The organism is Kitasatospora sp. NPDC088742 (genome assembly GCF_055584905.1).
In genome coordinates this window covers 113,611-139,320 of the sequence record NZ_JBVJLD010000013.1, presented here as the reverse complement: position 1 = coordinate 139,320, position 25,710 = coordinate 113,611, and the positions used below count along the sequence as shown (strand labels likewise).

Annotated in this window: 24 protein-coding genes and 1 tRNA gene; 16 read left to right on the top strand and 9 right to left on the bottom strand. The window is 73.2% G+C overall.

The features are described 5' to 3' along the window. Nucleotides 1–44 precede the first annotated feature (44 nt). Together ACZ6ZR_RS13650 and rdgB are read left to right on the top strand one after the other, a co-directional pair. Nucleotides 45–431: a hypothetical protein gene (locus ACZ6ZR_RS13650; protein ID WP_465642260.1), complete on the top strand. Its 387-nt coding sequence runs from the start codon at nucleotides 45–47 to the stop codon at nucleotides 429–431. 29 nt (nucleotides 432–460) lie between these two features. After that, complete coding sequence (gene rdgB / locus ACZ6ZR_RS13645) at nucleotides 461–1,069, top strand: RdgB/HAM1 family non-canonical purine NTP pyrophosphatase (RefSeq protein ID WP_465642259.1); 609 nt, start codon at nucleotides 461–463, stop codon at nucleotides 1,067–1,069. Between the two features lie 78 nt (nucleotides 1,070–1,147). Here the strand turns inward: rdgB and ACZ6ZR_RS13640 are convergent. After that, nucleotides 1,148–1,230: transfer RNA gene (locus ACZ6ZR_RS13640), tRNA-Leu, on the bottom strand. Between the two features lie 492 nt (nucleotides 1,231–1,722). Between ACZ6ZR_RS13640 and ACZ6ZR_RS13635 the strand changes: the two genes are divergently transcribed. Then, nucleotides 1,723–4,110, top strand: a complete 2,388-nt coding sequence (locus ACZ6ZR_RS13635) for a chitinase C-terminal domain-containing protein (RefSeq protein ID WP_465642288.1) — start codon at nucleotides 1,723–1,725, stop codon at nucleotides 4,108–4,110. 89 nt (nucleotides 4,111–4,199) lie between these two features. Here ACZ6ZR_RS13635 and bcp read toward each other — a convergent pair whose 3' ends face one another. Then, nucleotides 4,200–4,676, bottom strand: coding sequence for a thioredoxin-dependent thiol peroxidase (gene bcp, locus ACZ6ZR_RS13630; RefSeq protein ID WP_402301893.1), 477 nt, complete (start codon nucleotides 4,674–4,676; stop codon nucleotides 4,200–4,202). A gap of 135 nt (nucleotides 4,677–4,811) precedes the next feature. On the opposite strand from bcp, the gene ACZ6ZR_RS13625 reads away from it, so the two are divergent. Together ACZ6ZR_RS13625 and ACZ6ZR_RS13620 are read left to right on the top strand one after the other, a co-directional pair. Continuing rightward, complete coding sequence (locus ACZ6ZR_RS13625) at nucleotides 4,812–5,168, top strand: DUF3618 domain-containing protein (protein WP_465642258.1); 357 nt, start codon at nucleotides 4,812–4,814, stop codon at nucleotides 5,166–5,168. A 176-nt stretch (nucleotides 5,169–5,344) separates the two neighbouring features. Beyond that, nucleotides 5,345–5,647: a GroES family chaperonin gene (locus ACZ6ZR_RS13620; RefSeq protein WP_345290461.1), complete on the top strand. Its 303-nt coding sequence runs from the start codon at nucleotides 5,345–5,347 to the stop codon at nucleotides 5,645–5,647. Here ACZ6ZR_RS13620 and ACZ6ZR_RS13615 read toward each other — a convergent pair. Further along, nucleotides 5,638–8,043, bottom strand: coding sequence for a transglycosylase domain-containing protein (locus ACZ6ZR_RS13615; protein ID WP_465642257.1), 2,406 nt, complete (start codon nucleotides 8,041–8,043; stop codon nucleotides 5,638–5,640). The genes ACZ6ZR_RS13620 and ACZ6ZR_RS13615 overlap by 10 nt on opposite strands. Before the next feature lie 282 nt (nucleotides 8,044–8,325). Between ACZ6ZR_RS13615 and ACZ6ZR_RS13610 the strand changes: the two genes are divergently transcribed. The 9 genes from ACZ6ZR_RS13610 (at nucleotide 8,326) to ACZ6ZR_RS13570 (ending at nucleotide 18,244) form a co-directional block, all read left to right on the top strand. After that, on the top strand, nucleotides 8,326–9,174 hold the full coding sequence (locus ACZ6ZR_RS13610) for an ABC transporter permease (RefSeq protein ID WP_465642256.1): 849 nt from the start codon (nucleotides 8,326–8,328) through the stop codon (nucleotides 9,172–9,174). Continuing rightward, complete coding sequence (locus tag ACZ6ZR_RS13605; RefSeq protein WP_465642255.1) at nucleotides 9,167–10,021, top strand: ABC transporter permease; 855 nt, start codon at nucleotides 9,167–9,169, stop codon at nucleotides 10,019–10,021. The genes ACZ6ZR_RS13610 and ACZ6ZR_RS13605 overlap by 8 nt, the downstream gene beginning before the upstream one ends. A 28-nt stretch (nucleotides 10,022–10,049) precedes the next feature. Then, nucleotides 10,050–11,009 carry an ABC transporter ATP-binding protein gene (locus ACZ6ZR_RS13600; RefSeq protein WP_465642254.1) on the top strand — a complete coding sequence of 320 codons (960 nt, stop codon included), beginning with the start codon at nucleotides 10,050–10,052 and terminating at the stop codon, nucleotides 11,007–11,009. Nucleotides 11,010–11,123: 114 nt separating this feature from the next. Further along, complete coding sequence (locus ACZ6ZR_RS13595; RefSeq protein WP_465642253.1) at nucleotides 11,124–12,284, top strand: DegT/DnrJ/EryC1/StrS family aminotransferase; 1,161 nt, start codon at nucleotides 11,124–11,126, stop codon at nucleotides 12,282–12,284. A gap of 85 nt (nucleotides 12,285–12,369) precedes the next feature. Further along, nucleotides 12,370–13,311 carry a Gfo/Idh/MocA family protein gene (locus tag ACZ6ZR_RS13590; protein ID WP_465642287.1) on the top strand — a complete coding sequence of 314 codons (942 nt, stop codon included), beginning with the start codon at nucleotides 12,370–12,372 and terminating at the stop codon, nucleotides 13,309–13,311. Beyond that, complete coding sequence (locus ACZ6ZR_RS13585; RefSeq protein WP_465642252.1) at nucleotides 13,308–14,417, top strand: glycosyltransferase family 2 protein; 1,110 nt, start codon at nucleotides 13,308–13,310, stop codon at nucleotides 14,415–14,417. The genes ACZ6ZR_RS13590 and ACZ6ZR_RS13585 overlap by 4 nt, the downstream gene beginning before the upstream one ends. 14 nt (nucleotides 14,418–14,431) lie before the next feature. Continuing rightward, nucleotides 14,432–15,745, top strand: a complete 1,314-nt coding sequence (locus ACZ6ZR_RS13580) for a nucleotide sugar dehydrogenase (RefSeq protein ID WP_465642251.1) — start codon at nucleotides 14,432–14,434, stop codon at nucleotides 15,743–15,745. 82 nt (nucleotides 15,746–15,827) lie between these two features. Further along, nucleotides 15,828–17,117 carry a DUF445 domain-containing protein gene (locus tag ACZ6ZR_RS13575; protein ID WP_465642250.1) on the top strand — a complete coding sequence of 430 codons (1,290 nt, stop codon included), beginning with the start codon at nucleotides 15,828–15,830 and terminating at the stop codon, nucleotides 17,115–17,117. Between the two features lie 68 nt (nucleotides 17,118–17,185). Then, nucleotides 17,186–18,244, top strand: coding sequence for an adenosine deaminase (locus ACZ6ZR_RS13570; RefSeq protein WP_465642249.1), 1,059 nt, complete (start codon nucleotides 17,186–17,188; stop codon nucleotides 18,242–18,244). 33 nt (nucleotides 18,245–18,277) lie between these two features. On the opposite strand, the gene ACZ6ZR_RS13565 is transcribed toward ACZ6ZR_RS13570, so the two are convergent. The 5 genes from ACZ6ZR_RS13565 to ACZ6ZR_RS13545 form a co-directional block, all read right to left on the bottom strand. Continuing rightward, on the bottom strand, nucleotides 18,278–18,928 hold the full coding sequence (locus tag ACZ6ZR_RS13565; protein WP_465642248.1) for a YidC/Oxa1 family membrane protein insertase: 651 nt from the start codon (nucleotides 18,926–18,928) through the stop codon (nucleotides 18,278–18,280). A gap of 157 nt (nucleotides 18,929–19,085) precedes the next feature. Beyond that, nucleotides 19,086–19,379: a DUF6412 domain-containing protein gene (locus ACZ6ZR_RS13560; RefSeq protein WP_465642247.1), complete on the bottom strand. Its 294-nt coding sequence runs from the start codon at nucleotides 19,377–19,379 to the stop codon at nucleotides 19,086–19,088. Between the two features lie 83 nt (nucleotides 19,380–19,462). Continuing rightward, entirely contained in the window at nucleotides 19,463–20,545 is a 1,083-nt protein-coding gene (locus tag ACZ6ZR_RS13555) for a Gfo/Idh/MocA family protein (RefSeq protein ID WP_465642246.1), read from the bottom strand. A gap of 80 nt (nucleotides 20,546–20,625) precedes the next feature. Then, nucleotides 20,626–21,588 carry a lytic polysaccharide monooxygenase auxiliary activity family 9 protein gene (locus ACZ6ZR_RS13550; RefSeq protein WP_465642245.1) on the bottom strand — a complete coding sequence of 321 codons (963 nt, stop codon included), beginning with the start codon at nucleotides 21,586–21,588 and terminating at the stop codon, nucleotides 20,626–20,628. 301 nt (nucleotides 21,589–21,889) lie between these two features. Then, entirely contained in the window at nucleotides 21,890–22,669 is a 780-nt protein-coding gene (locus tag ACZ6ZR_RS13545; protein ID WP_465642244.1) for an HAD-IIA family hydrolase, read from the bottom strand. A gap of 285 nt (nucleotides 22,670–22,954) precedes the next feature. On the opposite strand from ACZ6ZR_RS13545, the gene ung reads away from it, so the two are divergent. Both ung and ACZ6ZR_RS13535 read left to right on the top strand, forming a co-directional pair. Then, entirely contained in the window at nucleotides 22,955–23,668 is a 714-nt protein-coding gene (gene ung, locus ACZ6ZR_RS13540; protein WP_465642243.1) for a uracil-DNA glycosylase, read from the top strand. Between the two features lie 112 nt (nucleotides 23,669–23,780). Further along, a complete protein-coding gene (locus ACZ6ZR_RS13535) occupies nucleotides 23,781–24,863 on the top strand; it encodes a glycoside hydrolase family 6 protein (RefSeq protein ID WP_465642242.1) in 1,083 nt (360 codons plus the stop codon). 91 nt (nucleotides 24,864–24,954) lie between these two features. On the opposite strand, the gene ACZ6ZR_RS13530 is transcribed toward ACZ6ZR_RS13535, so the two are convergent. Continuing rightward, nucleotides 24,955–25,707: a 3-oxoacid CoA-transferase subunit B gene (locus ACZ6ZR_RS13530; protein ID WP_465642241.1), complete on the bottom strand. Its 753-nt coding sequence runs from the start codon at nucleotides 25,705–25,707 to the stop codon at nucleotides 24,955–24,957. Nucleotides 25,708–25,710 lie beyond the last annotated feature (3 nt).

Below are 25,710 nucleotides of genomic sequence, written 5' to 3'. Positions count from 1 at the left end.
GTCACTCGTCCTCCCCGGTGCCGTCCCACCGACCGGAGGACCCGATGCCGTTCAGCACCCACCGCTCCACCGTCCTGTCCGTCGCCGCGCTCGCCCTGGTGCTGCCGCTGGGCGTCGGATGCTCGGCCGCGCAGAAGGCGCTGGACTGCGGCAACACCGCGGTGACCGTGAGCACCGACATCGCCAACGTGAGCAGCGCCTTCGGGAACGCGCAGAACGACCCGCAGGCGGCCGGCCAGGCGCTCCAGAAGCTCAAGACCGACCTGGACCAGCTGGGCCGCAACTCCAGCGACACCGACGTGGCCAAGGCCGTCACCGACCTCCAGGCCCAGGTCGAGAAGCTCCAGCAGGCCGCGAACGACAAGCGGGTCCCCGACCTCAAGCCGCTCGGCGACGCGGCCGCCAACCTCTCCAAGGTCTGCACCGGCTGACGCCCCGTCGGACGCCCTAGGCTGGCCGCATGACTACCCGACGACTCGTCCTCGCCACCTGGAACCGGCACAAGGTGACCGAGCTGCGCGACATCTTCGGTGCGGCCGGCCTCGACGTGGAGCTGGTCGGAGCCGACGCCTACCCGGAGGTCCCGGAGGTTCCGGAGACCGGCGTGACCTTTGCGGAGAACGCCCTGCTGAAGGCGCACGCGCTGGCGCGCGCCACCGGCCTGCCCGCGGTCGCGGACGACTCCGGCCTCTGCGTGGACGTGATGAACGGCGCGCCCGGCATCTTCTCGGCCCGCTGGGCCGGGAAGCACGGTGACGACCAGGCCAACCTGGACCTGCTGCTGGCCCAGCTCTCCGACATCGCCGAGCCGCACCGCGGCGCGCACTTCGCCTGCGCGGCGGCGCTGGCCCTGCCGGACGGCACCGAGCGGGTGGTCGAGGGCCGGCTGCTCGGCACCCTGCGCACCGAGCCGGCCGGCAGCGGCGGCTTCGGCTACGACCCGGTCCTCCAGCCGCTGGGCGAGACCCGCACCTGCGCCGAGCTCACCGCGGACGAGAAGAACGCCATCAGCCACCGGGGCCAGGCCTTCCGCGGGCTCGCGCCGGTGGTCCGGGAGCTGCTCGGCTGACGCACCGCCAGAGAGCCCTCCGCACAACGGGGAAGGCCCCCGCCTCCGAGTGATCGGAGGCGGGGGCCTTCCCCGTTGTGCGGCCTGAGGGATTCGAACCCTCACGAGGTCTCCCTCACGGGCACCTAAAGCCAGCGCGTCTGCCGTTCCGCCAAGGCCGCAGGGTGCTTCGTCGCCATGCTACTTGGCCGGTCGGCCACCCGGCACCCGCCCGGTGGCCGGTGCCCGCGCGGCGTACGCCGGAGCGGCCGGCCGGCGCTGCCGGATCCGGCCACGCCGGAACCCGCCGACCCGGCCGGGCCGTTGTGATCGGCTCCGCGCCGCGGCCGGCCCCCGGGCGGGCCCGGAACGCCACCGGGCACGAATCACTGTTGGTGCCAAAGGGCCGGGCGCATACGGAAGATGAACGGGTGGTGAGGATCACCTGACGGTTCAGGTCTCGGTTCTTCGTCGATTGGTACAGACCTATTGACCTGTGTGGTTCAGACCACATAGCTTCTCGGCAATTCCCCCACAGCGTGCGTTCCCACAGCGCGCGCCGGCACTCTCCCCTGGAGGAACGAGTGTTGATCCGATCCACGACGGAGCAGCGTCCCACCGCCGCCGACCGTCGGACGTCCGGCAAGCGGGTGGCCTTCGCCACCGCCGCCGCCATGGCCGGACTGCTCGTCGCCACGCTCGGCACCGTGCCCTCGCAGGCCGCCGCCGCCGTCGACAACCAGTCCTGTCGCCCCGACGGGATGTACACCACGCCCGGCGTGGACGTCCCGTACTGCAGCGTCTACGACACCGAGGGCCGCGAGAAGATGGGCGCGGACCACCAGCGCCGCATCATCGGCTACTTCACCGGCTGGCGCACCGGCAAGGACGGCACGCCCGCCTACCTGGTGAACAACGTCCCCTGGGACAAGGTCACCCACCTCAACTACGCGTTCGGCCACATCGACGCGAACAACAAGCTCTCGGTCGGTGACGACACCCCGACCAACGAGGCGACCGGCATCACCTTCCCCGGCGTGGCCGGCGCGGAGATGGACCCGACGCTTCCGTACAAGGGTCACTTCAACCTGCTGACCAAGTACAAGAAGCAGTACCCGAACGTCAAGACCCTGATCTCGGTGGGTGGTTGGGCCGAGACCGGCGGCTACTTCGGCAACGACGGCAAGCGCGTCAACTCGGGCGGCTTCTACTCGACCACGGTCAACGCGGACGGCTCGGTCAACCAGGCCGGCATCAACACCTTCGCGGACTCCTCGGTCGACTTCATCAAGAAGTACGGCTTCAACGGCGTCGACATCGACTACGAGTACGCCACCTCGATGAAGGACGCGGGCAACCCGCTCGACTGGACCACTGCGAACGCCAAGCGCGGCTCGCTGGTGAAGGCCTTCGACGCGCTGCTGAAGACCCTGCGCGAGAAGCTGGACCGGGCCGGCGCCACCGACGGCAAGCACTACATGCTGACCGTCGCCGCTCCGTCCTCCGGGTACCTGCTCCGCGGCATGGAGACGTACCAGATGGCGAAGTACCTGGACTACGTCAACATCATGTCGTACGACCTGCACGGCGCCTGGAACAAGTACGTCGGCCCGAACGCCTCGCTGTTCGACGACGGCAAGGACGCCGAGCTGGCGGCCGCCAACGTCTACGGCACCTCGCAGTACGGCGGCATCGGCTACCTCAACACCGACTGGGCGTACCACTACTTCCGCGGCGCGATGACGGCCGGCCGGATCAACGTCGGCCTCCCGTACTACACCCGCGGCTTCAAGAACGTCACCGGTGGCACCAACGGCCTCTGGGGCACCGCCTCGACCAACACCTGCCCGGCCGGCTCCGGCCTGACCACCTGTGGTGACGGCGCGGTCGGCATCGACAACATCTGGAACGACAAGGACACCAACGGGGTCGAGTCCCCGGCGGGCTCCAACCCGATGTGGCACGCCAAGAACCTGGAGAAGGGCATCGTCCCGGACTACCTCTCCAAGTACGGCGTCGGCGACACCGCGCTGCAGGGCACCTACACCCGCAACTACGACTCGACCCTGGTCGCGCCGTGGCTGTGGAACGCGCAGAAGAAGGTCTTCCTCTCCACCGAGGACGAGCAGTCGGTCGGCGCCAAGGCCGACTACGTCGTGAACAACGGCATCGGCGGCGCGATGATCTGGGAGCTGGCCGGCGACTACAAGTGGGACGCTGCCAAGAACCAGTACGTTCCGGGCTCGACCCTGACCTCGCTGATGTACGACAAGTTCAAGGCCGCCTCGTCCTACGGCGCGACCCGCTCCACCATCGCGCTGCCGAAGCAGACCCTGCCGATCGACGTCCAGTTCAACAGCTTCGCGCTGGGCGACTCGAACTACCCGATCAGCCCGAAGCTGCAGATCACCAACAACTCCACGGTGACCCTGCCGGGCGGCACCGAGTTCCAGTTCGACTACTCGAGCTCGGCCCCGGGCAACGCCAAGGACTCCTCGGGCTTCGGCCTCACGACGATCCGTCAGGACCACACCGGCAGCAACGTCGGCGGCCTGAAGGGCGTCTACAACCGGGCCTCGGTCAAGCTGCCCTCCTGGCAGTCGCTGGCCCCGGGCGCCTCGCTGACCATGGACTTCACGTACTACCTGCCGGTCTCGACCCCGAGCAACTGGACCGTGAACGTCGGCGGCACCCTCTACGGCCTGGCCGTGGACCTGACCCGCGGCAGCGGTGGCGCGACCTCCTCGCCGTCCCCGTCCGCCTCGGCCAGCCCGTCCTCCTCGCCGTCGACCTCGGCCAGCCCGAGCGCCTCCGCCTCTCCGTCGGCTTCGGCGTCCCCGTCGGCCTCGGCCTCGCCGTCCGCCTCCGCCTCCCCGTCGGCCTCGGCCAGCCCGTCCGGCGGCACCTGCACCGCGCCGAGCTGGAGCTCCGGCGCCGTGTACGCCACCACCACCAAGGTGTCCTGGAAGGGTCACGCCTACCAGAACAAGTGGTGGACGACCAACGAGGACCCCTCGACCACCGGTCAGTGGGGCGTGTGGACCGACCTCGGGCCCTGCTGAACTGAGGCCCTGAGGTAACAGACGGCGGTGGCGGTGCACCCGGTCGGGGGGTGCGCCGCCACCGCTCCTTCGCGTCCCCTGACGGAGGGTCAGACGGTCTCGATCTTGAGGTCGCGGAGCAGCTTGGCGACGTGGCCGGTGGCCTTGACGTTGTAGAGGGCGCGCTCGACCTTGCCCTGCTCGTCGACGATCACGGTGGAGCGGATGACGCCCTGGTAGGTGCGGCCGTAGTTGACCTTCTCGCCGTAGGCGGCGTAGGCCTCCAGGACGGCGTGGTCCTCGTCGGCGAGCAGGGTGACCTTGAGGTTCTCGGCCTCGCGGAACTTGCCGAGCTTGGCCGGCTTGTCCGGGGAGATGCCGATGACGTCGTAGCCGGAGCCCGCGAAGACCTCCAGGTTGTCGGTGAAGTCGCAGGCCTGCTTGGTGCAGCCGGGGGTGAGGGCGGCCGGGTAGAAGTAGACGATCACCTTGCGGCCGAGGTGGTCGGCGAGGGAGACCTGGTTGCCGTCGGCGTCCGGCAGGGTGAAGGCGGGGGCGGTGTCGCCGGGCTGAAGGCGCTCGCTCATGGTGGGGCTTCTCCTCGTGCTCGCTCGTGGGTCGTGCCCTCGCCAACCTACCTCCGTTGGTGGGTGGCACTGCGCGGCCCGGGCGGGGAGCTGACAGACTGACACCTGACGAAGCGCTAGACCGAGTGAGAAGGGGTGGCCCGAGTGGGCAAGGCCGGAGCACAGCAGAACGCGGGGCGGTCCACCGCACAGATCGAGGCGGACATCGCGCGTACCCGCACCCAGCTCGCGGCGACCCTGGACGAGCTGGCCGTCCGGGTGCACCCGAGCACCATCGCGGCGCAGACCAAGGCCAAGGTGGCCGGCGCGGTCGAGGAGAAGGCCGGCCGGGCCTACGTGGCCGCCAGCGGTGCGGTGGAGCAGCTCAAGGCGCGGTTCACCGACGAGAAGGGGCAGCCGCGCCCGGACCGGATCGTCCCGGCCGCGCTGGTCGGCGTCGGCGTGGTGCTGCTGGTGGCCGCGGTGCGGCGCCGCGGCCGCGGACGCGACTGAGTGCTCGGCGGAAGCGGACGGGGTCGGGCCGAGGAGGCCCGGCCCCGTCTCCGCATGCCGGTCCGGCGTCACGCCGGGGCGGGTGTCCGGGTACCGTCGGGGGCGTGAACGAAGAGCTGAACGAGCAGCGCGAGCAGACCCGGCACGAGCGGCTGGGCGAGAAGCTGCCGATCAAGATGCTGCACGACCGGGTGCTGGTGAAGACCGAGGGCAGCGAGGGGGAGCGCCGCTCCACCGGCGGCATCCTCATCCCGGCCACCGCCGAGCTGTCCAAGCGCTGCACCTGGGCCGAGGCGGCCGCGGTCGGCCAGAGCGTGCGCTCGGTGGAGCCGGGCGACCGGGTGCTGTACGACCCGGAGGACAAGCTGGAGGTGGAGGTGGGCGGCGCCACCTACGTGCTGCTGCGCGAGCGCGACCTGCACGCGGTGGCGGCTGTCCGTTTCGGCGACGCGGAGGGCTCCACGGGGCTCTACCTCTGAGGGCCTGACGGGGACTCAGGGGCGCGGGCTCCGGCCGCCTCCTGGGCTCCCCGGCTCGCTCCCTGGGACGGGTTCGGGCTCGGCGGGACGGCCGGGCCGGTGGCCGTGGGGGAGCCGCTGCCGGAGGGGGAGGGCGGTGCGGACGGTGTGCCGGCGGGGGAGCGGCTCGGCAGCCGGGACGGGGAGAAGGACGGCGAAGGCGAGGGGGACGGGGAGAGCGGGCCCACCGGGGTCCGGCTCGGGGTCGTCCCGCTGGGGGCCGGGGTCGGGCTGACGGTGGGTGAGGCGGTCGGCGAGGTGGTGTCGTCCGGCTGGGCGTTGCCCCGGCTCGGCCGGAGGTCGAACTGCTGCACGGGCGAGCCGCGCAGTGCCCCGGTCATGTAGGCGGTCCAGATCTGGGTGGGGAAGGCTCCGCCGTTGACCCGGCTGTAGCCGGCCGTGCCGGCCAGCGACTCCTTGGCGTGGGTGCTCGGGTTCTCCCTGAACAGGCCGACCACGGTGGCCAGTTCGGGCGTGTAGCCGGCGAACCAGGCGGACCGGTTGCTGTCGGTGGTGCCGGTCTTGCCGGCCGCCGGGCGGCGCAGGCCGAGGGCCCGGGCGCCGGTGCCGCCGGGGGCGACGACGTCCTGGAGCACGTCGGTGACGGCGTCGGCGGTGCCCCGGCCGACCGCCTCCCGGGCGGTGTGGGCGGGCAGTTCGGGCAGGTCGGTGGAGCCGCTGGAACGTTCCAGCTTGAGCACGGCCCAAGGGGCGTACGCCTGGCCGTGGTTGGCGAGGGCGGCGTAGGCGGCGGCCAGGTCCACCGCGCTGGGGGTGGCGGTGCCCAGGGTCATCGAGCTGTTGGCCGGGTCCATCCCGGGGGTGGCGGCCGGCAGGCCGAGCCGGACGGCGGTGTCCCTGACCTTGGCCAGCCCGGCGTCCACACCCTCCTGGGCGTAGACCGAGTTCACCGACTTCACCATCGCGTACCGCAGGGTGATCGAGCCGTAGTCGACGTCGTCCTCGTTGGGCGGGGCGTAGGCGGTCGGGCCGCCGGTCACCGGGCGGCGGGTGGAGCCGTCGTAGAGGGTCTGGGTGGTGATCGGCCGGCCGTCCTGGGTGCGGCCGTCCTCCAGCCCGGCCGCCAGGTCGAAGGGCTTGAAGGTGGAGCCGATCTGGTTGTCCTGCCGGAGCGCGTCGTTGTACTGCTGCTTGGCGTAGTCCGGGCCGCCGTACGCGGCCACCAGCTTCCCGGTGGCGGGCTCCACCGAGGCCCCGGCGACCCGGACGTCGGTGTCGGCGCCGGGCCGGGCGGCCGGGTCCAGCTCGCTGGTCAGCTCGTCCTGCACGGCCTGCACGAAGGCGTCCTGCCGGGCCCTGTCGAAGGTGGTGGTGATCCGCCAGCCGCCGGCCTTGAGGGTGGCGGCGTCCAGCACGTCGTTGCCGGTGAGGTAGGAGTCGGCGATCTCCACCAGGTAGCCGGCCTGGCCGCCCAGGCCGGTGACCGGCTGCGGGTCGAGCGGCTCGGGGAAGGAGACGGCGGCCCGGGCGGCGGCGTCCAGGAAGCCGAGCGTGACCATCCCGTCCAGCACGTAGTTCCACCGGGCCAGCGCCCGGTCCCGGTTGACCGGGGTGGCGGTCTTCACGTCGTAGGCGCTGGGGGCCTGCAACAGGGCGGCCAGGTAGGCACCCTGACCGACCGACAGACGGGAGACGTCCACCCCGTAGTAGGCCTTGGCGGCGGTCTCGACGCCGTACGCGTTGCGGCCGAAGTAGCTGGTGTTGAGGTAGCCCTGGAGGATCTCGTCCTTGCTCTGCCGCTGGTCCACCTTGAGCGCGATGAACAGCTCCTTGACCTTGCGGGAGAGGGTCTGGTCCTGCGTCAGGTAGTAGTTCTTGACGTACTGCTGGGTGATGGTGGAGCCGCCCTGGGTGCCCTTGCCGGTGGCGGTGTTCCAGGCCGCCCGGGCCATGCCGCGCAGGTCGACGCCCTTGTTCCGGTAGAAGCTGCGGTCCTCGGCCGAGACCACCGCGTGCTGGGTGTCCAGCGGGATCTGACGGATCGGCACGTCCTGGCGGTTCACCGAGCCGGTGCGGGCCAGTTCGGTGGTGCCGTCGGCGTAGTAGTAGACGTTGCTCTGGGCCACCGCCCGGGTGTTCGGGTCCGGGACGGGGACGATCAGGTAGAGCGTCACGAAGCCGGCCAGGCCGAGCAGCAGCAGGGTGAGCAGGGCGCCGACCACCATCCGCCAGGTGGGCACCGTCCGGCGCCACCAGGGCAGGGCCCGGCGGCGCGCCTTGCGGGCCGCGCGCCGGGCGCGACGGCGGTCACGCCGGGAGCCCTCGGCCCGGTCCTCCGACTCCAGGCTGTCGGGGGCCGGTCCGTTGGCGTTGCTGGGCTCCGGCTGCTGACTCATGGGGGAAGTATGGGCGATTTGACGGTGAATCAGCTGGTTTGACGAGGTGGCCGGGGTGGCGGGCCGCCGGTAATTCGGCTGCGCGGCGCAGGTGTCGGCGGTACGTTGAAAGGTGACAACCCCATAGCGCAGCAGGTCCCAGCACGGACCGCCAGCTCCGCCCGCGACTCCCGGCACCCCCCGGGGGTCAGCCGGTCGGGGCCGCTCCGGTCTGCCCGCACGGTGCCCTGCCGCGCGCTTCCGCATGCCCGTGTGCACGTGGAAAAGTCGACAAGGAGACACATGATGCTGCTCGCACAGCGGCTTCGCCCACCGGATCCGGCGGGCGCGGCCCGGCTCTACCTCGGGGTGGCCGCCGGGGCGTTCCGCCGCTACTCCACCTACCGGGCGGCCACCCTGGCCGGGGTCTTCACCAACACCGTCTTCGGCTTCATCCTGGCCTACACCTTCCTGGCCCTCTGGCGGGCCCGCCCCGGGCTCGGCGGCTACGACACCGACCAGGCCGTCGCCTACATCTGGGTCAGCCAGTCGCTGCTGATGGCCGTCGCGGTCTGGGGCGGCGGCTTCCAGGACGACGTCCAGCAGCGCTTCCGCACCGGCGACATCGCCGTCGACCTCTACCGCCCGGTGGACTTCATGGGCTGGTGGCTGGCCACCGACCTCGGCCGGGCCGGCTTCCAGCTGCTCGGCCGGGGCCTGGCGCCCACCGCGATCGGCGCGCTGGCCTTCGGCTTCACGCTCCCGGTCAGCCCGCTGGTCTGGGCCGCCTTCCTGCTCTCGGTGCTGCTCGCGGTGGTGGTCAGCTTCGGCCTGCGCTTCCTGGTCGCACTCACCGGCTTCTGGCTGCACGACTCGGAGGGCGTCCGCTCGGTGATGGTGGTGGTCTCGATGTTCTTCTCCGGCGCGTTGCTCCCGGTGGTGGTCTACCCGGGCTGGCTGGGCACCCTGGCCTCCGTGCTGCCCTGGTCCGGGATGGTGCAGATCCCCACCGACGTCATCCTGGAACGGCGCACCGGCACCGCCCTGATCTCCGGCCTCGGCTTCCAACTCGCCTGGGCCGTCGCCCTGCTGGCGCTCGGCCGGGTCGTCCAGCTGCTGGCCACCCGCAAGGTGGTGGTCCAGGGTGGCTGACACGGCGGAGCTCCGCATCACCCGCCAGGGCCTGCTGGCGAAGACCGGCTGGGCGCTGCGCTCCTGGTGGCTGGTGGCCGTCATGTGGAACCGCGCCAGCATGGCCTACCGGGCCTCGTTCGCCATGATGCTGGTCGCCAGCACGGTGGTCACCACGCTGGACTTCGTGGTGATCCTGCTGATGTTCCAGCACACCGGGCAGCTCGGCGGCTGGTCGCTGGCCGAACTCGCCTTCCTCTACGGGACCTCCGGCGTCGCGCTCGGCACGGCCAACGTGCTGGTCAGCTGCGTGGACGCGCTCGGCGACCGGATCCGCACCGGCACCCTGGACGTCATGCTGATCCGGCCCGCCGCCGTGCTGGCCCAGCTCTGCGCCGAGCGCTTCACCCTGCGCCGGGTCGGCCGGCCGATCCAGGCCGCCGCCGTGCTCGGCTGGGCGATCGGCCGGCTGGACGTGCGCTGGACGGCGGACAAGGTGCTGCTGCTCGCGGTCATGCTGGTCTGCGGCAGCGTCATCTTCTGCACCGTGTTCATCGGCTTCGCCACCGTGCAGTTCTGGTGGGGCGAGGCCGGCGAGTTCCAGAACGCCTTCACCTACGGCGGCGGCACCCTGCTCCAGTACCCGCCGACCGTCTTCGCCAAGGAGTTGGTGGCGGGCACCGTCTTCGGCCTGCCGCTGGCCTTCGTCAACTGGCTGCCCGCGCTGCACATCCTCGGCAAGCCCGACCCGCTCGGCCTGCCCGAGGCCTTCCGCTTCGCCTCCCCGCTGGCCGCCCTGCTCTGCGTGCTGGCCGCCGGGCTGGCCTGGAAGGCCGGACTGCGGGCCTACCGCGGCACCGGCAACTGACCACTTTCGCGTACGGAGGTACGGACACATGTCTCTGATCGAACTCGAGGACGTCAGCCGGGAGTTCACCGTGCGGGCGAAGGCCGGCCGGTTCCGCCGGGAGAAGCGGGTGGTCCGCGCGGTGGACGGGCTGAGCTTCCGGGTGGAGGCCGGCGAGTGCGTCGGCTACATCGGGCCGAACGGCGCCGGGAAGTCCACCACCATCAAGATGCTCACCGGCATCCTGGTGCCCACGGCCGGCCGGCTCCGGGTGGCCGGGGTCGAACCGGCCAGGGAGCGCGTGCAGTTGGCCCGCCGGATCGGGGTGGTCTTCGGCCAGCGCACCACCCTCTGGTGGGACCTGCCGCTGCGCGACTCCTACGACCTGGCCCGGCGGATCTACCGCATCCCGGACGCCCGCTACCGGGAGAACCTCGACCGCTGCGTCGAACTGCTGGACCTGGGCGGCCTGTTGGACACCCCGGTGCGGCAGCTCTCGCTCGGCCAGCGGATGCGCGGCGACCTGGCGGCGGCCCTGCTGCACGACCCGCAGGTGCTCTACCTGGACGAGCCCACCATCGGGCTGGACGTGGTGAGCAAGGCCCGGGTCCGGGAGTTCCTCCGCGAGGTCAACCGGGACCGCGGCACCACGGTGCTGCTCACCACCCACGACCTGACCGACATCGAGCAGCTGTGCGGCCGGGTGATGGTGATCGACCACGGGCGGGTGGTCTACGACGGCGGCCTGGACGGGCTGCACGCGGCGGCCGAGAGCGAGCGCACCCTGGTGGTCGACCTGGCCGTGGAGGGGCCGGAGATCGAGGTGCCCGGCGCCCGGGTGGTGAGGGTCGAGGGCCCCCGGCAGTGGCTGGCCTTCCCGGCCGAGCAGAGCGCCGCCCCGTTGGTCGCCGCGGTCGCGGCGCGGTACCCGCTGGTGGACCTCTCGGTCCGCGAGCCGGCCATCGAGGACGTGATCGCGCGGATGTACGCCGAGGTGGCGATCGGCTGAGCCGGTGCCCCTGACCCGTGCCCGTTCACTCGGGAGAGTGGAATCGGTGACTCCGGGGTGTCGCGGGTCGTTGACCCCCCGGAGTCATGTACGGGTGCGAGGAGTTGGGCGGGGATGGCGGGGCAGACCGGCCGGGCGGACGGACTGGTGCCGGTGGCGCGGCCCGTGATCGGCGAGGAGGAGATCGCGGCGGCGGTGCGCGTGCTGCGCAGCGGCTCGGTCGTCCAGGGGCCCGAAGTCGCGGCCTTCGAGCGTGAGTTCGCCGAACTGGTGGACGGCCGGGAGTGCGTGGCCGTCAACTCCGGCACCTCCGCGCTGCACCTGGCCCTGCTGGCGCTCGGCATCGGGCCCGGCGACGAGGTGGTGGTGCCCTCGTTCTCCTTCGCCGCCACCGCCAACGCCGTCCGGCTGGCCGGGGCCGAGCCGGTCTTCGCCGACATCGAACCCGGGAGCTTCGGCCTGGACCCGGCCGCGGCGGCCGCCGCCGTCGGCCCGCGCACCGCCGCGCTGCTCCCCGTCCACCTGTACGGACACCCCGCCGCCATGGGCGGGTTGGGGCGGCTGGCGGAGCGGCACGGGCTGGCCCTGGTGGAGGACGCCTGCCAGGCGCACGGCGCCGCGCTGGGTGCCACCCCGGCCGGGGCCTTCGGGGCGGCCGGCTGCTTCAGCTTCTACCCGACCAAGAACATGCACGCCCTGGAGGGCGGCATGGTGACGGTGGCCGACCCGGCGCTGGCCCGGCAGCTGCGGCTGCTGCGCAACCAGGGCATGGAGCGGCGCTACCGCAACGAGATCGTCGGCGGCAACCTGCGGATGACCGACGTCTCCGCCGCCGTCGGCCGGGTGCAGCTGCGGCGGCTGCCGGCCGCCAACGAACGTCGGCGGGCTCACGCGGCCTTCCTGGACCAGGAGTTGGCGGACCTGGGACCGGCCGGGCTGGTCACCCCGGCGGTGGCGCCCGGGGTGCGGCACGTCTACCACCAGTACACCGTCCGGGTCCCGGGCGGCGGCCGGGAGCGGGTGCGGCAGGAGCTGGCGGCGGCGGGGGTGGAGAGCGAGGTGTACTACCCGGTGCCGATCCACCGGCTGCCGCCGTTCCAGGGCTGGTGGGAGCTGCCGGAGACCGACCGGGCGGCGGCCGAGGTGCTCTCGCTCCCGGTCCACCCCTCGCTGACCGAACGGGAGTTGGGGCAGGTGGCGGCGGCGGTGAGGGATGCCGTCGCGGGGCCGTCGGCCCGGACGCCGGGCGAGGCGGTGCACAGTGCGCGGGTCTGAGACCGTGCCCTCGCAGGGCGGTTCGCCGGAGGCGGTGGCCTCGCAGGCCGGGCCGCTGCGGGTGGGGCTGATCGGCTTCGGGGCGATGGGGCGCAACCACGCCAGGGTGCTGGGCGGCCTCCCGGGGGTCGAACTGGCCGGGGTGGTCGACCCGTTGGGCGGCGCCGGCCCCTGCGGGGTGCCGGTGCTGCGCGGGCTGGACCAGCTGCTCGCCCTCGGCATCGACTACGCCGTGGTGGCCTGCCCCACCGCCGGGCACGAGGAGGTCGGGCTCCGGCTCGCCGAGGCGGGCGTGCCCGCGCTGATCGAGAAGCCGCTGGCCCCGGACTCCCGGGCGGCCGGCCGCCTGGTGGCCGCCTTCGACGGGCTGGTCGCCGGGGTGGGTCAGGTGGAGCGGTACAACCCGGCGCTCCAGCAGCTGCGCGCCCGGCTGGAGGCGGGCGAGCTGGGGGAGGTCTACCAGGTGTCGACCCGCCGTCAGGGGCCCTTCCCGCAGCGGATCGCCGACGTCGGGGTGGTGCAGGACCTGGCCACCCACGACATCGACCTGACCGGCTGGATCACCGGCCAGGCGTACGCCTCGGTGGCGGCCAGGACGGTGCGCAAGAGCGGCCGCCCGCACGAGGACATGGTCGCGGTGGTCGGCACGCTGGCCGACGGCACCATGGTCAGCCACCTGGTGAACTGGCTCAGCCCGCAGAAGGAGCGTCAGGTCGCGGTCACCGGGGAGCGCGGCTGCCTGGTCGCCGACACCCTGACCGGGGACCTCACCCTGCACGCCAACGGCGCGGTGGCCACCGAGTGGGAGCTGGTCCGGGCCTTCCGCGGGGTGACCGAGGGGGACGTGGTCCGGTACGCCTTCCCCAAGCGGGAGCCGCTGCTCAGCGAGCACGAGCAGTTCCGCGAGGCGGTGGCCGGGCGCCCGGCCACCATCGTTTCGCTGGCCGAGGGCCTGCGTACCGTCACGGTCGCCGAGTCCGTCCTGGCCGCCGCCGGGCGGCCCGTACCGCTGGAGGTGGCGGGATGAGCGCCGGCCCGGTACCCGACGTGACCGTGGTGGTCGCGGTCTTCGACACCATGCCGTACCTGACGGTCTGTCTGAGCTCGCTGGTGCGGCAGACCCTGGGCCCCGGGCGGCTGGAGGTGGTCGCCGTGGACGACGGCTCCACCGACGGCAGCGGCGCCGAGCTGGACCGCTTCGCCGCCGCCCACCCCGGCCTGTTCCGAGTGGTCCACCAGGCCAACTCCGGCGGCCCCGCCGCCCCCAGCAACCGGGCCACCGACCTGGCCCGCGGCCGGTACGTGTTCTACCTGGGCGCGGACGACTGGCTCGGCCCCCAGGCGCTGGAGCGGATGGTCGCGATGGCCGACCGGTACGGCTCGGACGTGGTGCTCGGCCGGATGGTCGGGGAGGGCGGGCGGCACGTCCCGCAGGGCGTCTTCGACCGGACCGAACCCTCCGTCGGCTTCGCCGGCTCCTCGCTGGCCTGGGCGCTCTCCGACACCAAGCTGTTCCGCCGGGAGCCGCTGGTGCGGCACGGCATCCGCCGCCGCGAGGACCTGCCGGTCTACTCCGACCAGCCGTTCACCCTCCAGGCCCTGCTGCGGGCGGACGGTCCGGTCTCGGTGCTGGCCGACTACGACTGCTACCACGCGGTGCTCCGGGCCGACCGGGGCAACGTCACCGTCCGCTCCGGCCTGCTCAACCGGCTGCGCGGCCTGGAGGCGATCACCGCCGTGGTCGGGCAGCTCACCGAGCCGGGCAGCCCGGAGCGGCGGGCGCTGAACCTCCGTCACTTCGGCTGGGACGTCCCGCAGCTGCTCCAGGAGGGCCTGCTCGACCTGCCGCCGGCGGACCAGCGGCGGCTGGTGGAGGGGGTCGGCCGGCTGGTCCGGGAGCACTGCGCGGTCCTCCCCGAGCTGGGGACCGCCGAGCGGCTGCGGCTGGAGCTGGCGGCCGAGGGCCGCTGCCGGGCGGTCCGCGGGCTGGTCGAGGACGAGGCCGGGGTGTCGGGGGAGCGGCTGACGCTGCCCCGGCAGATCTGGCGGGACGTGGTGCCGGAGCGGGCCAGGCGGGAGCTGCGGCGCCGGGCCGGGTGGCGGAGGTTCACGGCGAAGGTGACGGGGGGCTGACGCGAGGAGTGGGCGTGGACGTGGGCGTCGAAGGTACGGACCGTACGGTCTGCGTGGTCGGGCTCGGCAAGATCGGGCTGCCGCTCGCGGTGCAGTGCGCCGGGCGCGGGTGGCGGGTGCTCGGCGCGGACACCGCCCCACTGGTGGTCCGTCAGGTCAACGACGGCGAAACGCCGTTCCCCGGCGAGCCGGAGCTGGCGGAGCGGCTGAAGCGGGCCGTCGCGGAGGCCCGGCTGACCGCCGGGGGCGACACGGCGGCCGCCGTGGCCCGGGCCTCGGTGGTGGTGGTAGCGGTGCCGCTGCTGACCGCGCCCGACCACAGCCCGGACTTCACCCTGCTGGACCTGGCCACCGACGCCGTGGCGGCCGGGCTGCGGCGCGGGGCGCTGGTCTCGTACGAGACCACCCTGCCGGTCGGCACCGTCCGGGGCCGGGTGGCCGAGCGGCTGGCGGCCGGTTCGGGGCTGCGCCCCGGGGCGGACTTCGGGCTGGTGTTCAGCCCCGAACGGGTCTCCTCCGGACGGGTCTTCGCCGACCTGCGCCGCTACCCGAAGCTGGTCGGCGGCATCGACGGGCGCTCCACCCGGCAGGGCGCGGAGTTCTACGCCTCGGTGCTGGAGTTCGACCCCCGGCCCGAGCTGCCCCGGCCGAACGGCGTCTGGGAGCTGGCCTCGGCCGAGGCGGCCGAGTTCGCCAAGCTGGCCGAGACCACTTACCGGGACGTCAACATCGGTCTGGCCAACCAGTTCGCCCGCTACGCCGACCGGATCGGGGTGGACTTCGCCGAGGTCGCCGAGGCCTGCAACTCCCAGCCCTACAGCCATCTGCACCAGCCCGGGGTGGCGGTCGGCGGCCACTGCATCCCGGTCTACCCCCGGCTCTACCTCTGGGGCGACCCGTCCGCCACCGTGGTCAGGGCAGCCCGGGAGGCCAACCTCGCCATGCCCGGCCACGCGGTGGACCGGCTGGCCGCCGTCCTGGACCTGACGGACCGTCCGGTGCTGGTGCTCGGCGCGGCCTACCGGGGCGGGGTCAAGGAGACCGCCTGCTCCGGCGTCTTCCCGCTGGTCGACGCCCTCTGGTCGGCCGGGGCCCGCCCGTACGTCGCCGATCCGCTGTACGGGGCCGCGGAGCTGACCGCGCTCGGACTGCCGCCGCACCGGGGCGAGCCGGTGAGCGCGGCGATCGTGCAGACCGACCACGCCGAGTACCGGACGCTGGGGTCGGAGCAGCTGCCCGGGCTGCGGGTGCTGCTGGACGGGCGGCGGGTCACCGACCCGGCGCGCTGGGCCGGGGTGCACCGGATCGTGCTGGGCGGAGGCTCCTGAGCCTCTCGGGGTGACCCGGAACTGCCCCTGAACTCCACCGTGCCCTGCCGTCTCCGGGCGGAGTCCGGGGCAGACTGGCGGGGTGAGTGCCGATCAGACGGCCGGGACCGGGGTCCGGTTCACCGCCGCCGACGAGGAGAAGCGCCGGGGCGTCCGGCGGATGAAGCTGTTCGCCACCGGGCTGCTCGGGGTGGCCACGGTGGTGTTCGGCCTGGCCACCTGGGCCGACGCCGCCGGGGCGGGTGCCTGGGCCGGGTACGTGGCGGCGGCCGCCGAGGCCGGGATGGTGGGTGCGCTGGCGGACTGGTTCGCCGTCACCGCGCTGTTCCGCCGCCCGTTCGGGCTGCCGATCCCGCACACCGCGATCATCCCGACCAAGAAGGACGCCTTCGGCAAGTCGCTCGGCGACTTCGTCGGCGACAACTTCCTCTCCGTGCCGGTGGTCCGCGAGCGGCTGGGCCGCATCGGCATCGCCCGCCGGCTCGGCGAGTGGCTGGCCGCGCCGGGCAGCGCCGAGCGGGTCACCAGCGAGGCGGCCGCCGCGCTGCGCGGCGTGCTCGCAGTGCTGAACGACGACGACGTGCAGGCCGTGGTGGCCGAGGCGGTGACCAGGCGGGCGGCCTCCACCTCGGTGGCCGAACCGGCCGGCCGGCTGCTCGGCAAGGTGGCCGCCGACGGCGGCCACCACGGGGTGGTGGACCTGGTGGCCGTCCGGGTGCACGACTGGCTGACGCAGCATCACCAGGACGTGGTGCGGCGGATCACCCAGAAGACCCCGGGCTGGACCCCGAGGTTCATCGACCACCAGGTCGGCGAGCGGGTCTACAAGGAGCTGATGCGCTTCGTCACGGACATCCGGGACGACCCGCGCCACCCGGCCCGCGGCGCGGTGGACGACTTCCTCGCCGACTTCGCCGTCGAGCTCCAGCAGGACCCGGCCACCATCGCCCGGGTGGAGCGGGCCAAGGGCGAACTGCTCGCCCGCCCCGAGGTGCAGGACCTGATCGCCTCCTCCTGGGCGGCCGTGCGCACCCTGGTGCTGACCGCCGCCGAGGACGAGGAGAGCGAGCTGCGGCGCCGCATCCGCGACGGGCTGCGCTCGCTGGGGCGCAAGCTGGCCACCGACGAGCGGCTCCAGGCCAAGGCGGACGGCTGGCTCCAGGACGCCGCCGGGTACGTGGTGCTGAACTACCGGGCCGAGATCACCGCGCTGATCTCCGACACGGTGGCGGGCTGGGACGCGGACGACGCCTCCCGGAAGATCGAGGCCAACGTCGGCCGGGACCTCCAGTTCATCCGGATCAACGGCACCGTGGTCGGTGCGCTGGCCGGGCTGCTGATCCACACCGTGGCGGTGGCGCTGGGAGGCTGACGGCGGGTCGGGCTCCGCCGGAGTTAGCATGCAGCGACTGCAACGGTGCACGAGGTGAGGAGAGCGCAGTGGCTGAGGGCGCTGAGGGCAAGCAGGGCAAGCGGGACATCGGGGCGTTCATCGCGGGGATGCCCAAGGCCGAGCTGCACGTCCACCACGTCGGCTCCGCCTCGCCCCGGGTGGTCGCCGAGCTGGCGGCCCGTCACCGGGGCCGGACCAAGGTGCCGCTGGACCCGGCCGCGCTGGCCGAGTACTTCACCTTCACCGACTTCGCGCACTTCATCGAGGTCTACCTGAGCGTGGTCGACCTGATCCGGGACGCCGAGGACGTCCGCGCCCTCACCTACGGCGTGGCCGAGGACATGGCCCGGCAGAACATCCGCTACGCCGAGCTGACCGTCACCCCGTATTCCTCGGTCAGCCGGGGCATCCCGGACGTGGCCTTCATGGAGGCCATCGAGGACGCCCGGAAGTCCGCCGAGAAGGACCTCGGCGTGGTGCTCCGCTGGTGCTTCGACATCCCCGGCGAGGCCGGTCTGGCCGCCGCCGAGGAGACCGCCCGGCTGGCCGTCGACCTGGCCCCCGAGGGCCTGGTCAGCTTCGGCCTCGGCGGGCCGGAGATCGGCGTGCCGCGCCCGCAGTTCAAGCCCTACTTCGACCGGGCCCGGGCGGCCGGCCTGCGCAGCGTCCCGCACGCGGGCGAGACCACCGGGCCGGAGACGGTCTGGGACGCGATCCGGGTGCTGGGCGCCGAGCGGATCGGCCACGGCACCCAGGCGGTCAAGGACCCGGCGCTGCTGGACTTCCTCGGCGAGCACCGGATCCCGCTGGAGGTCTGCCCGACCTCCAACATCGCCACCCGCGCGGTGGAGCGGATCGAGGAGCACCCGATCCGTCAGATGGTCGACGCCGGGCTGCTGGTGACGGTCAACAGCGACGACCCGCCGATGTTCGGCACCGACCTGAACACCGAGTACGAGGTGGCGGCCCGGCTGCTCGGCCTGGACGAGACGGGCGTGGCCGGGCTGGCCCGCAACGCGGTCGAGGCCAGCTTCCTGGACGCACCCGGCAAGGCCCGGCTGATCGGTGAGATCGACCGGTACCTCGCCGGGTGGGACCGCGGCTGAGCCGGCGTCAGCGCTGCGGCTGAGGCTGCGGCGTCAGCGCTGGAGCCACCACCGCTCGGTCAGCGTCCAGGCGGTGGTGGTCAGCAGGTAGAGGCCTCCGGCCAGCGGCAGCAGCAGCGCGAACAGCGCGGTGCCGTAGGAGAGGTAGGGCAGGACGGCGGCGCCGGGCGCGGCCGGGTCCGTGACCGTCCGGCGGGCCCGCCGGAAGCCCAGCCACCCGAGCGCCGCCAGGGCGCCGAACAGGACGGCGAACGCGGCCAGTTCGGCCGGCCCGCCCGCGGCGCCGGGGTGCAGGCCGAGCGGGACGCCGAACAGGGTCGCGCCGAGCAGGTCGTTCGGCGTGGTGAAGAGCCGGTACATCACGGTGAAGAACGGCAGCTGGGCCAGCATCGGCAGGCAGCCCGTGAACGGCGACGCCCCCTCCACCCGGTACAGCTCCGCGGTCGCCTCCCGGAGCTTCTCCGGCCGGCCCTTGTGCTGGCGGCCCAACTCGGCGAGCTGGGGCGCCAACCGGGCCCGGGCCCGCTCGCCCTTGGCGGCGGAGCGGGCCAGCGGGTGGAGCACCAGCCGGACGGCGACGGTGAACAGGACGATGGCCAGGGCGGTCGGCAGGTGCGCGGCGAGGGTCGCGACGGCGCCGTGGGCCAGGGCGACGGCGGGGTCGAGCAGGGTGAACACGGACATGACGGGGTGAGCCCTCCGGGGTCTCTGGAGCGCGCGGGCGTGCCCCTGCTCGTGCTCGTGCACGGAGCGGGTGCGGGCGCGCGGGGATGAGAGGTCGGCGGAGGACGGCCGGTGAGCGGGGTGCTGGTGGTGCCGGTGTTATCGGTGTGACGCGTGCTCAGGCGGCCGTCGGGGCCGCACCCGGTGCCCTGGGGCGGCGACGGCCCCGGGCGTCCGGATCACGTTGCGGGAGGAACGCCGAGCGGTAGGCGCGTCGGCGCAGCGCGCGGTCGCGGACCGCGCTCGGGGCCCGTGCCCCGAGGAGGCGGGCGGTGGCCAGCGCAGTGGCGGCCACCCCGGCCAGCAGGACCAGGGTGGCGGCCGCCGCGACGGCGCCGAGGCTGCCCGAGGAGGCCGGCTGATCGCCCGTCAGCAGGCGTACCAGGCCGAGCAGCACGGCGAGCAGTGACATCGGCCGGACCTCCTCGGACTGGTGTGCGTGCGTTCGGTTCGGCCATCGTACGCGCCCATTGGCCGGGTTCGGACGGCGTGTCGTCAGTTCCCGGCGATCCGGACGGTGGTGCCGGTGGCGGAGGAGGCGTGGGCCGCCTCCAGGACGGTGAGGGTGGCGACGGCGTCCCGGGGGTCGACCGGCGGCGGGGTGCCGTCGGCGAGGGCGGCGGCGATGCCCGCGTAGTAGGCCGGGTAGTCGCCGGGGGCGGTCGGGGCCGGGGCCGAGGAGTCGTCGGTGCCCAGCACGCCGTACGAGGCCGGGCTCTCGGTGCCCCAGGTGGTGCCGGGGGCGGGCCGGTGGCCGTTGCGCAGCTCGGCCTCCTGCGGGTCCATGCCGTACTTGACGTAGCCGGCCGCGTCGCCGAGCACCCGCAGGCGCGGGCCGCCGAGCGGGCTGAGCGCGCTGGTCCACAGGTGGGAGCGGACGCCGGAGGCGTGGCTCAGCGCGAGGAACGCGTCGTCGTCCACCACGGCGCCGTCCCGGAGGGTCTCGACCTCGGCGTAGACCGTGTCCACCGGGCCGAACAGGGTCAGCGCCTGGTCCACCAGGTGGCTGCCCAGGTCGTACAGGGTGCCGCCGACCTCGGCCGGGTCGGCCAGCTCGCGCCAGCCCGGCTTGGGCTTGGGGCGGAAACGCTCGAAGCGCGACTCGAACCGGTGAACCCGGCCGAGCGCGCCGGACTCCACCAGCCGACGGGCCGTCAGGAAGTCACCGTCCCAGCGGCGGTTCTGGAAGACCGAGAGCAGCACGCCGCGCCGCTCGGCGAGCGCGCAGAGCTCCGCCGCCTCGGCGGCGGTGGCGGCCAGCGGCTTGTCCACCACGGTGGGCACCCCGGCGGCGACGGCGGCCCGGGCCAGCGGCACGTGGGTGCGGTTCGGCGAGGCGATCACCACCAGGTCGATCCGGCCGGCGGCGGCCTCGTCGAGGAGCTGCTCGGGGGTGTCGAGGGGGCGGGCGTCCGGGTGCTGCTGGTGCAGCTGGGCGCGGCGGTCGGGGTTGGCGGTGACCACCGCGTCCAGCCGCAGTCCGGTGGTGGTGGCGATCAGCGGGGCGTGGAAGGCGGAGCCGGCCAGGCCGTAGCCGACCAGGCCGACGCGGAACGGGGGAGGGGGTGTGCTGGTCATCCCCCTACCCAACCACGGCGGGGGTGCCGGGCAGCCGCGCCGCAGCACGGCGTGGCCGCCCGGGCCCGTTCCGGGCTGGATCAGCGGCTGGTGGGGGCGGTGGTGCGACGGCGGCGGTGCAGGAAGGCGACCGTGCCGCCGGCCAGCAGGAAGGAGGTGCCGACGGCGGTCATCAGACCGGTGGAGCGGTCGGTACCGGTCTCGGCCAGCTGGGTCCTGGGGGTGGTGCCGGTGTTCGTGGCGATGACGGGGGCCTCGGCCGGTGCGGCGACGGGTGCGGCAGCCGCGGGAGCGGCGGGAGCGGCGGGGGCCGCGGGGGCCGCGGCGGGGACGGCGTTGTGGTCGTGGTGGGCCGCGGCGTCCGCGGCCGGGGCGACCGCCGGTGCGGCGGCGGGGGCCTTGCCGGTGCCGTCGAAGGTGACGTCGGAGCAGGTGTAGAAGGCCTCCGGGCTGTCCGAGCGCTGCCAGATCGCGTAGACCATCTGACGGCCCGTCTTCCCGGTCGGGATGGTCACCGGGAAGGTGTAGTAGCCGTCCACCACCTGCGGGTCGGTGATGCTGGCGAACGGGGTGGTGTCCAGGTTGGACCAGCTCAGTGCGACGTTCGGGTTGTAGGTGCTGTTGGTCAGGAAGAGCTGGAAGGTGCCGCGGTGCGGCGCGGTGGCGCGGAACTTGAAGTTGGTCCTGGCGCCGGCGGTGAGGTTGGTGGCCGGCCAGTCGTTGCGGGGCAGGTCCAGGCCGACGAACTCGTTCGCCCCGGCGCTGCACAGCCGGCCGTCCGGGATCAGCTGGCGGTGGCGGCCGGCCGCGTCGCCGATCCGGACGCCGTTCCAGTCGTACATGGCCTGGGTGCCGCCGAACGCGATGGCGGCCTTGCAGGCGGCCGACTTGGGCTGCTCCGGACCTTCGAGGTAGCAGCCGTAGACCCGGCTGAGCGGGTTCTGCAGGGACCCGTGCGCGGAGGCGGCGCCGGTGCCCAGTACGGTGGAGGCGAGCGCGGTGCCGGCCAGCGTGAACACGGCTGCGGTACGGCGGAATGACATGGGTGGGTGCTCCGTTCGGCATTCAGCGGTGGGGGTCACCGGGTGCGGCGGTGTGGGGCCGCCGCGGTCGGCGATGTGGGGTCGCTGAGGAGAACGTAGCCATGGGGCGTCCGGGAGTTGACGGCCCTTCAGATTGTTAGGAAGCGCTTAAGGCTCCCTTGAGGTCGGCATCAGAGCGTGCTCCGAGGGCGGAGCGGACCGTCCGTTATGGGAAGCGCGGGACGCGCGGGTGGAGTGCCGGGGGTCCGGGGGACCGGGGTCCGGGGGTCCGGCCCGGTGCGGGCGGGACCCCCGGAGGGGCTCAGATCAGGTCGACCAGGTCGGCGATCGAGTCGGCCACCTGGGTCGGCCGGTACGGGAAGCGCTCCACCTCGCCCCGCTGGGTCAGGCCGGTGAGGACCAGGAAGGTCGACATGCCAGCCTCCATGCCCGAGACGATGTCGGTGTCCATGCGGTCGCCGATCATCGCGCTGTTCTCGGAGTGCGCGCCGATGGCGTTCAGCCCGGCCCGCATCATCAGGGGGTTGGGCTTCCCCACGAAGTACGGCTCGACGCCGGTGGCCTTGGTGATGAGCGCCGCGACCGCACCCGTGGCCGGGAGGGCGCCCTCGGCCGAGGGGCCGGTCTCGTCCGGGTTGGTGGCGATGAACCGGGCGCCGTCGTTGATCAGACGGACGGCCTTGGTCAGGGCCTCGAAGGAGTAGGTCCGGGTCTCGCCGAGGACCACGAAGTCGGGGTCGGTGTCGGTGAGGACGTACCCGATGTCGTGCAGCGCCGTGGTCAGACCGGCCTCGCCGATCACGTAGGCGGTGCCGTTCGGACGCTGGTCGTCCAGGAACTTGGCGGTGGCCAGCGCCGAGGTCCAGATGTGCTCGGCGGGGACGTCGAGGCCCATCCGGGCCAGCCGGGCGTGCAGGTCCCGCTGGGTGTAGATCGAGTTGTTGGTCAGGACCAGGAACGGCTTCCCGGACTCCCGCAGCCGCTTGATGAAGGCGTCGGCCCCGGGGATCGGCACGCCCTCGTGGATGAGGACTCCGTCCATGTCGGTGAGCCAGGTCTCGATGGCCTTGCGCTCTGCCACGTAGGTGTCTCCCTAAGGTCTTGCGATGGTCCGGATTCGCACGGACCGGACGCCTGTGGCCGGCCGGGCGCTACTGACTGCCCCAACGCGGGCAAGCCTAGTCGCCCCGGGAGCGGAGGGGCAGGTGGGGAGCGGCGGCCGCCGGGTGGCTGGTTCGGCGGTCGGTTCGGTGGCTGGCTCGGTGAACGGCTCGGTGAACGGTCCGACGATCGGCGCGGGGGTGTCGGCGGGGGTGTGTAGCGTTCGGGGTGTTGGAGACGGGTTTGTCGTGAAAGGCAGTGGGTCGTGACGGAGTTGGTGGAGACCGTGGCCGCGTTCGAGGTGCCGGAGTCCTGGCAGGCGGCGCTGGCCGGGGAGTTGGCGAAGCCGTACTTCGCCGAGCTGACGGACTTCGTGGCGGCGCAGCGGGCCGAGCACCAGGTCTTCCCGCCGAGCGGGCAGGAGTTCGCGGCGCTGGCGGCGACGCCCTACGACAAGGTCCGGGTGCTGGTGCTCGGGCAGGACCCGTACCACGACGACAACCAGGCGCACGGGATGAGCTTCTCGGTGCAGCCCGGGATCAAGATCCCGCCGTCGCTGCGGAACATCTACAAGGAGCTGGACGCCGACCTCGGCGTCCCCGCGCCGGACCACGGCTACCTGATGAAGTGGGCCGAGCAGGGCGTCCTGCTGCTGAACGCGGTGCTCACCGTGCGCGCCCACGAGGCCAACTCCCACAAGGGCAAGGGCTGGGAGAAGTTCACCGACGCGGTGATCTCGGCGGTCAGCGCCCGCGAGGAGCCCTGCGTCTTCGTGCTCTGGGGCAACTACGCCAAGAAGAAGCTGCCGCTGATCGACACCACCCGGCACGTGGTGGTGCAGGGTGCGCACCCGTCGCCGCTGTCGGCCAAGCTGTTCTTCGGCAGCCGGCCGTTCTCGCAGATCAACGAGGCGCTGGTCGAGTCCGGCGGGGAGCCGATCGACTGGCAGCTGCCGAAGCTCGCGGACCTGGAGGCCTGAGCCGCGGCTCTCCCGAGACGGACGCCCGTGGCCGGTGAGGTCGAGCTGTTGTGCGAGGCTGACGGCCGGAGCCGACCACGGGTGTCGGTCGGGGCGGGCCGGGCGGGGCTGAGTGGGTCTCAGCGGGTCTCAGCGGGTCTCGGCGGGTCTGAGCGGGGAGGCGGTACGGGTGCTGCGGCGCTGGTTCGGGGTGGCGGGGGCGTTGCTGGTTCTGACGGGGTGCGGAGCTGCCGGACCGTCAGGGGGTGGTGGACCGTCGGCTCCGGGTAGCGATCCGACGCTTCCTCGTATCTCCGCCGTTGCTTCGGGATCCGCGACGGGTGCTCCGGCGGGGGAGGACCTTGCCGCCAGGGGGTTCTACGTCTCTCCGTTCGGGGCCGCCCAGCGGGCGGCCGCGAAGGCCGCGGGGGACCAGGCGGCGGCGCTGGGCCGGATCGCCCGTGGTTCGGCGGCACTCTGGCTCACCGGCGCCGACGCCGGGCAGGTGGCCGAGGTGCAGACCCGGCGGGCCGCCCTGGAGGGTCGGGTGCCGCTGCTGGTCGTCTACGGCATCCCGCACCGCGACTGCGGCCTCTACTCGGCGGGTGGGGCGGCCGACGGAGCGGAGTACCGGGCGTGGATCGACCGGGTGGCGGCCGGGCTGGGGGACCGTCCGGCCTGGGTGGTGCTGGAACCGGACGCGGTCGCCCAGACGGTGGACGGCTGTGCCGCGGCGGGGCCCGACCGGTTCGCCCTGTTGGCTTACGCGGTCGGTGAGTTGAAGAAGCGCCCGAAGGTGCGGGTGTACCTGGACGCCGGCAACGCGGGCTGGGTCAAGGACCGGTCCGCCCTGGCTCACGCCCTGCAGAGCTCCGGTGCGGGCGCGGCGGACGGATTCGCCCTCAACGTCTCCAACTTCTACTCCACCGAGGAGAGTTACTCCTACGGCCGGGAGGTCTCGGCGGCGCTCGGCGGCAAGAACTTCGTGATCGACACCAGCCGCAACGGCAACGGCTCACCCGGGGGCACCAGTTGGTGCAACCCGCCGGGACGCGCCCTCGGCCAGGCGCCCACCACCCGGACCGGCCTGGAGAAGCTGGACGCGTTGCTCTGGGTGAAGAACCCGGGCGAGTCGGATGGCGACTGCGGCAGGGGAGAGCCGGCTGCGGGGGACTTCTGGCTCCCGTACGCGCTGGGGCTGGCCGGGGCGGCCTGACGCCCGCCGCCGGAGCGGACGCTCCAGGCCACCCCGGGGCGGAGCTGTCCTGAGGAACTGTCTTGTGGGGCTGTCTTGTGGAGCTGTCCTGTCAGAGCAGGCGGGGGGCCGTCGCGGCCTGGACCTCCTCGAAGGTGTGGCCGGGGGCGACCTCGACCAGGCGGAGACCCTCGGGCGTGACGTCGATGACGGCCAGGTCGGTGACGATGCGGTGCACGACTCCCCGTCCGGTGGCGGGAAGTGACAGCTCGTCGACGATCTTCGGGGAGCCGTCCTTGGCGGTGTGCTCCATCACCACGACGACCCGGCGTGCGCCGTGCACCAGGTCCATCGCGCCGCCCATGCCCTTGACCATCTTGCCGGGGATCATCCAGTTGGCCAGGTCGCCGGAGGCCGAGACCTGCATCGCACCGAGCACCGAGACGTCGATCCGGCCGGCCCGGATCATGCCGAAGGAGACGGCGGAGTCGAAGTAGGCGGCGCCGTCGGCGACGGTGACGGTCTCCTTGCCGGCGTTGATCACGTCGGGGTGCTCCTCGCCGGCGTCGGGGTACGGGCCGACGCCGAGGATGCCGTTCTCGGAGTGGAGCACCACGTGCACGCCGGTCGGGAGGTGGTCGGGGATCAGGGTCGGGATCCCGATGCCCAGGTTCACGTACTGACCGTCGGTCAACTCCCGTGCCGCGCGGGCGGCCAGCAGGTGGCGGAGGTCGCTCTCCCGGTCGGTGGTGGTCCGTGCTTCGGTGGTGGCCCGTGCTTCGGCGGCGGCCTGTGGGTGGGCGGCAGACTGCGGGTGGGTGGTGGCCTGTGTGTCGGTGGTGGCGCGCGCGTCGGTGGTGGTCATGGG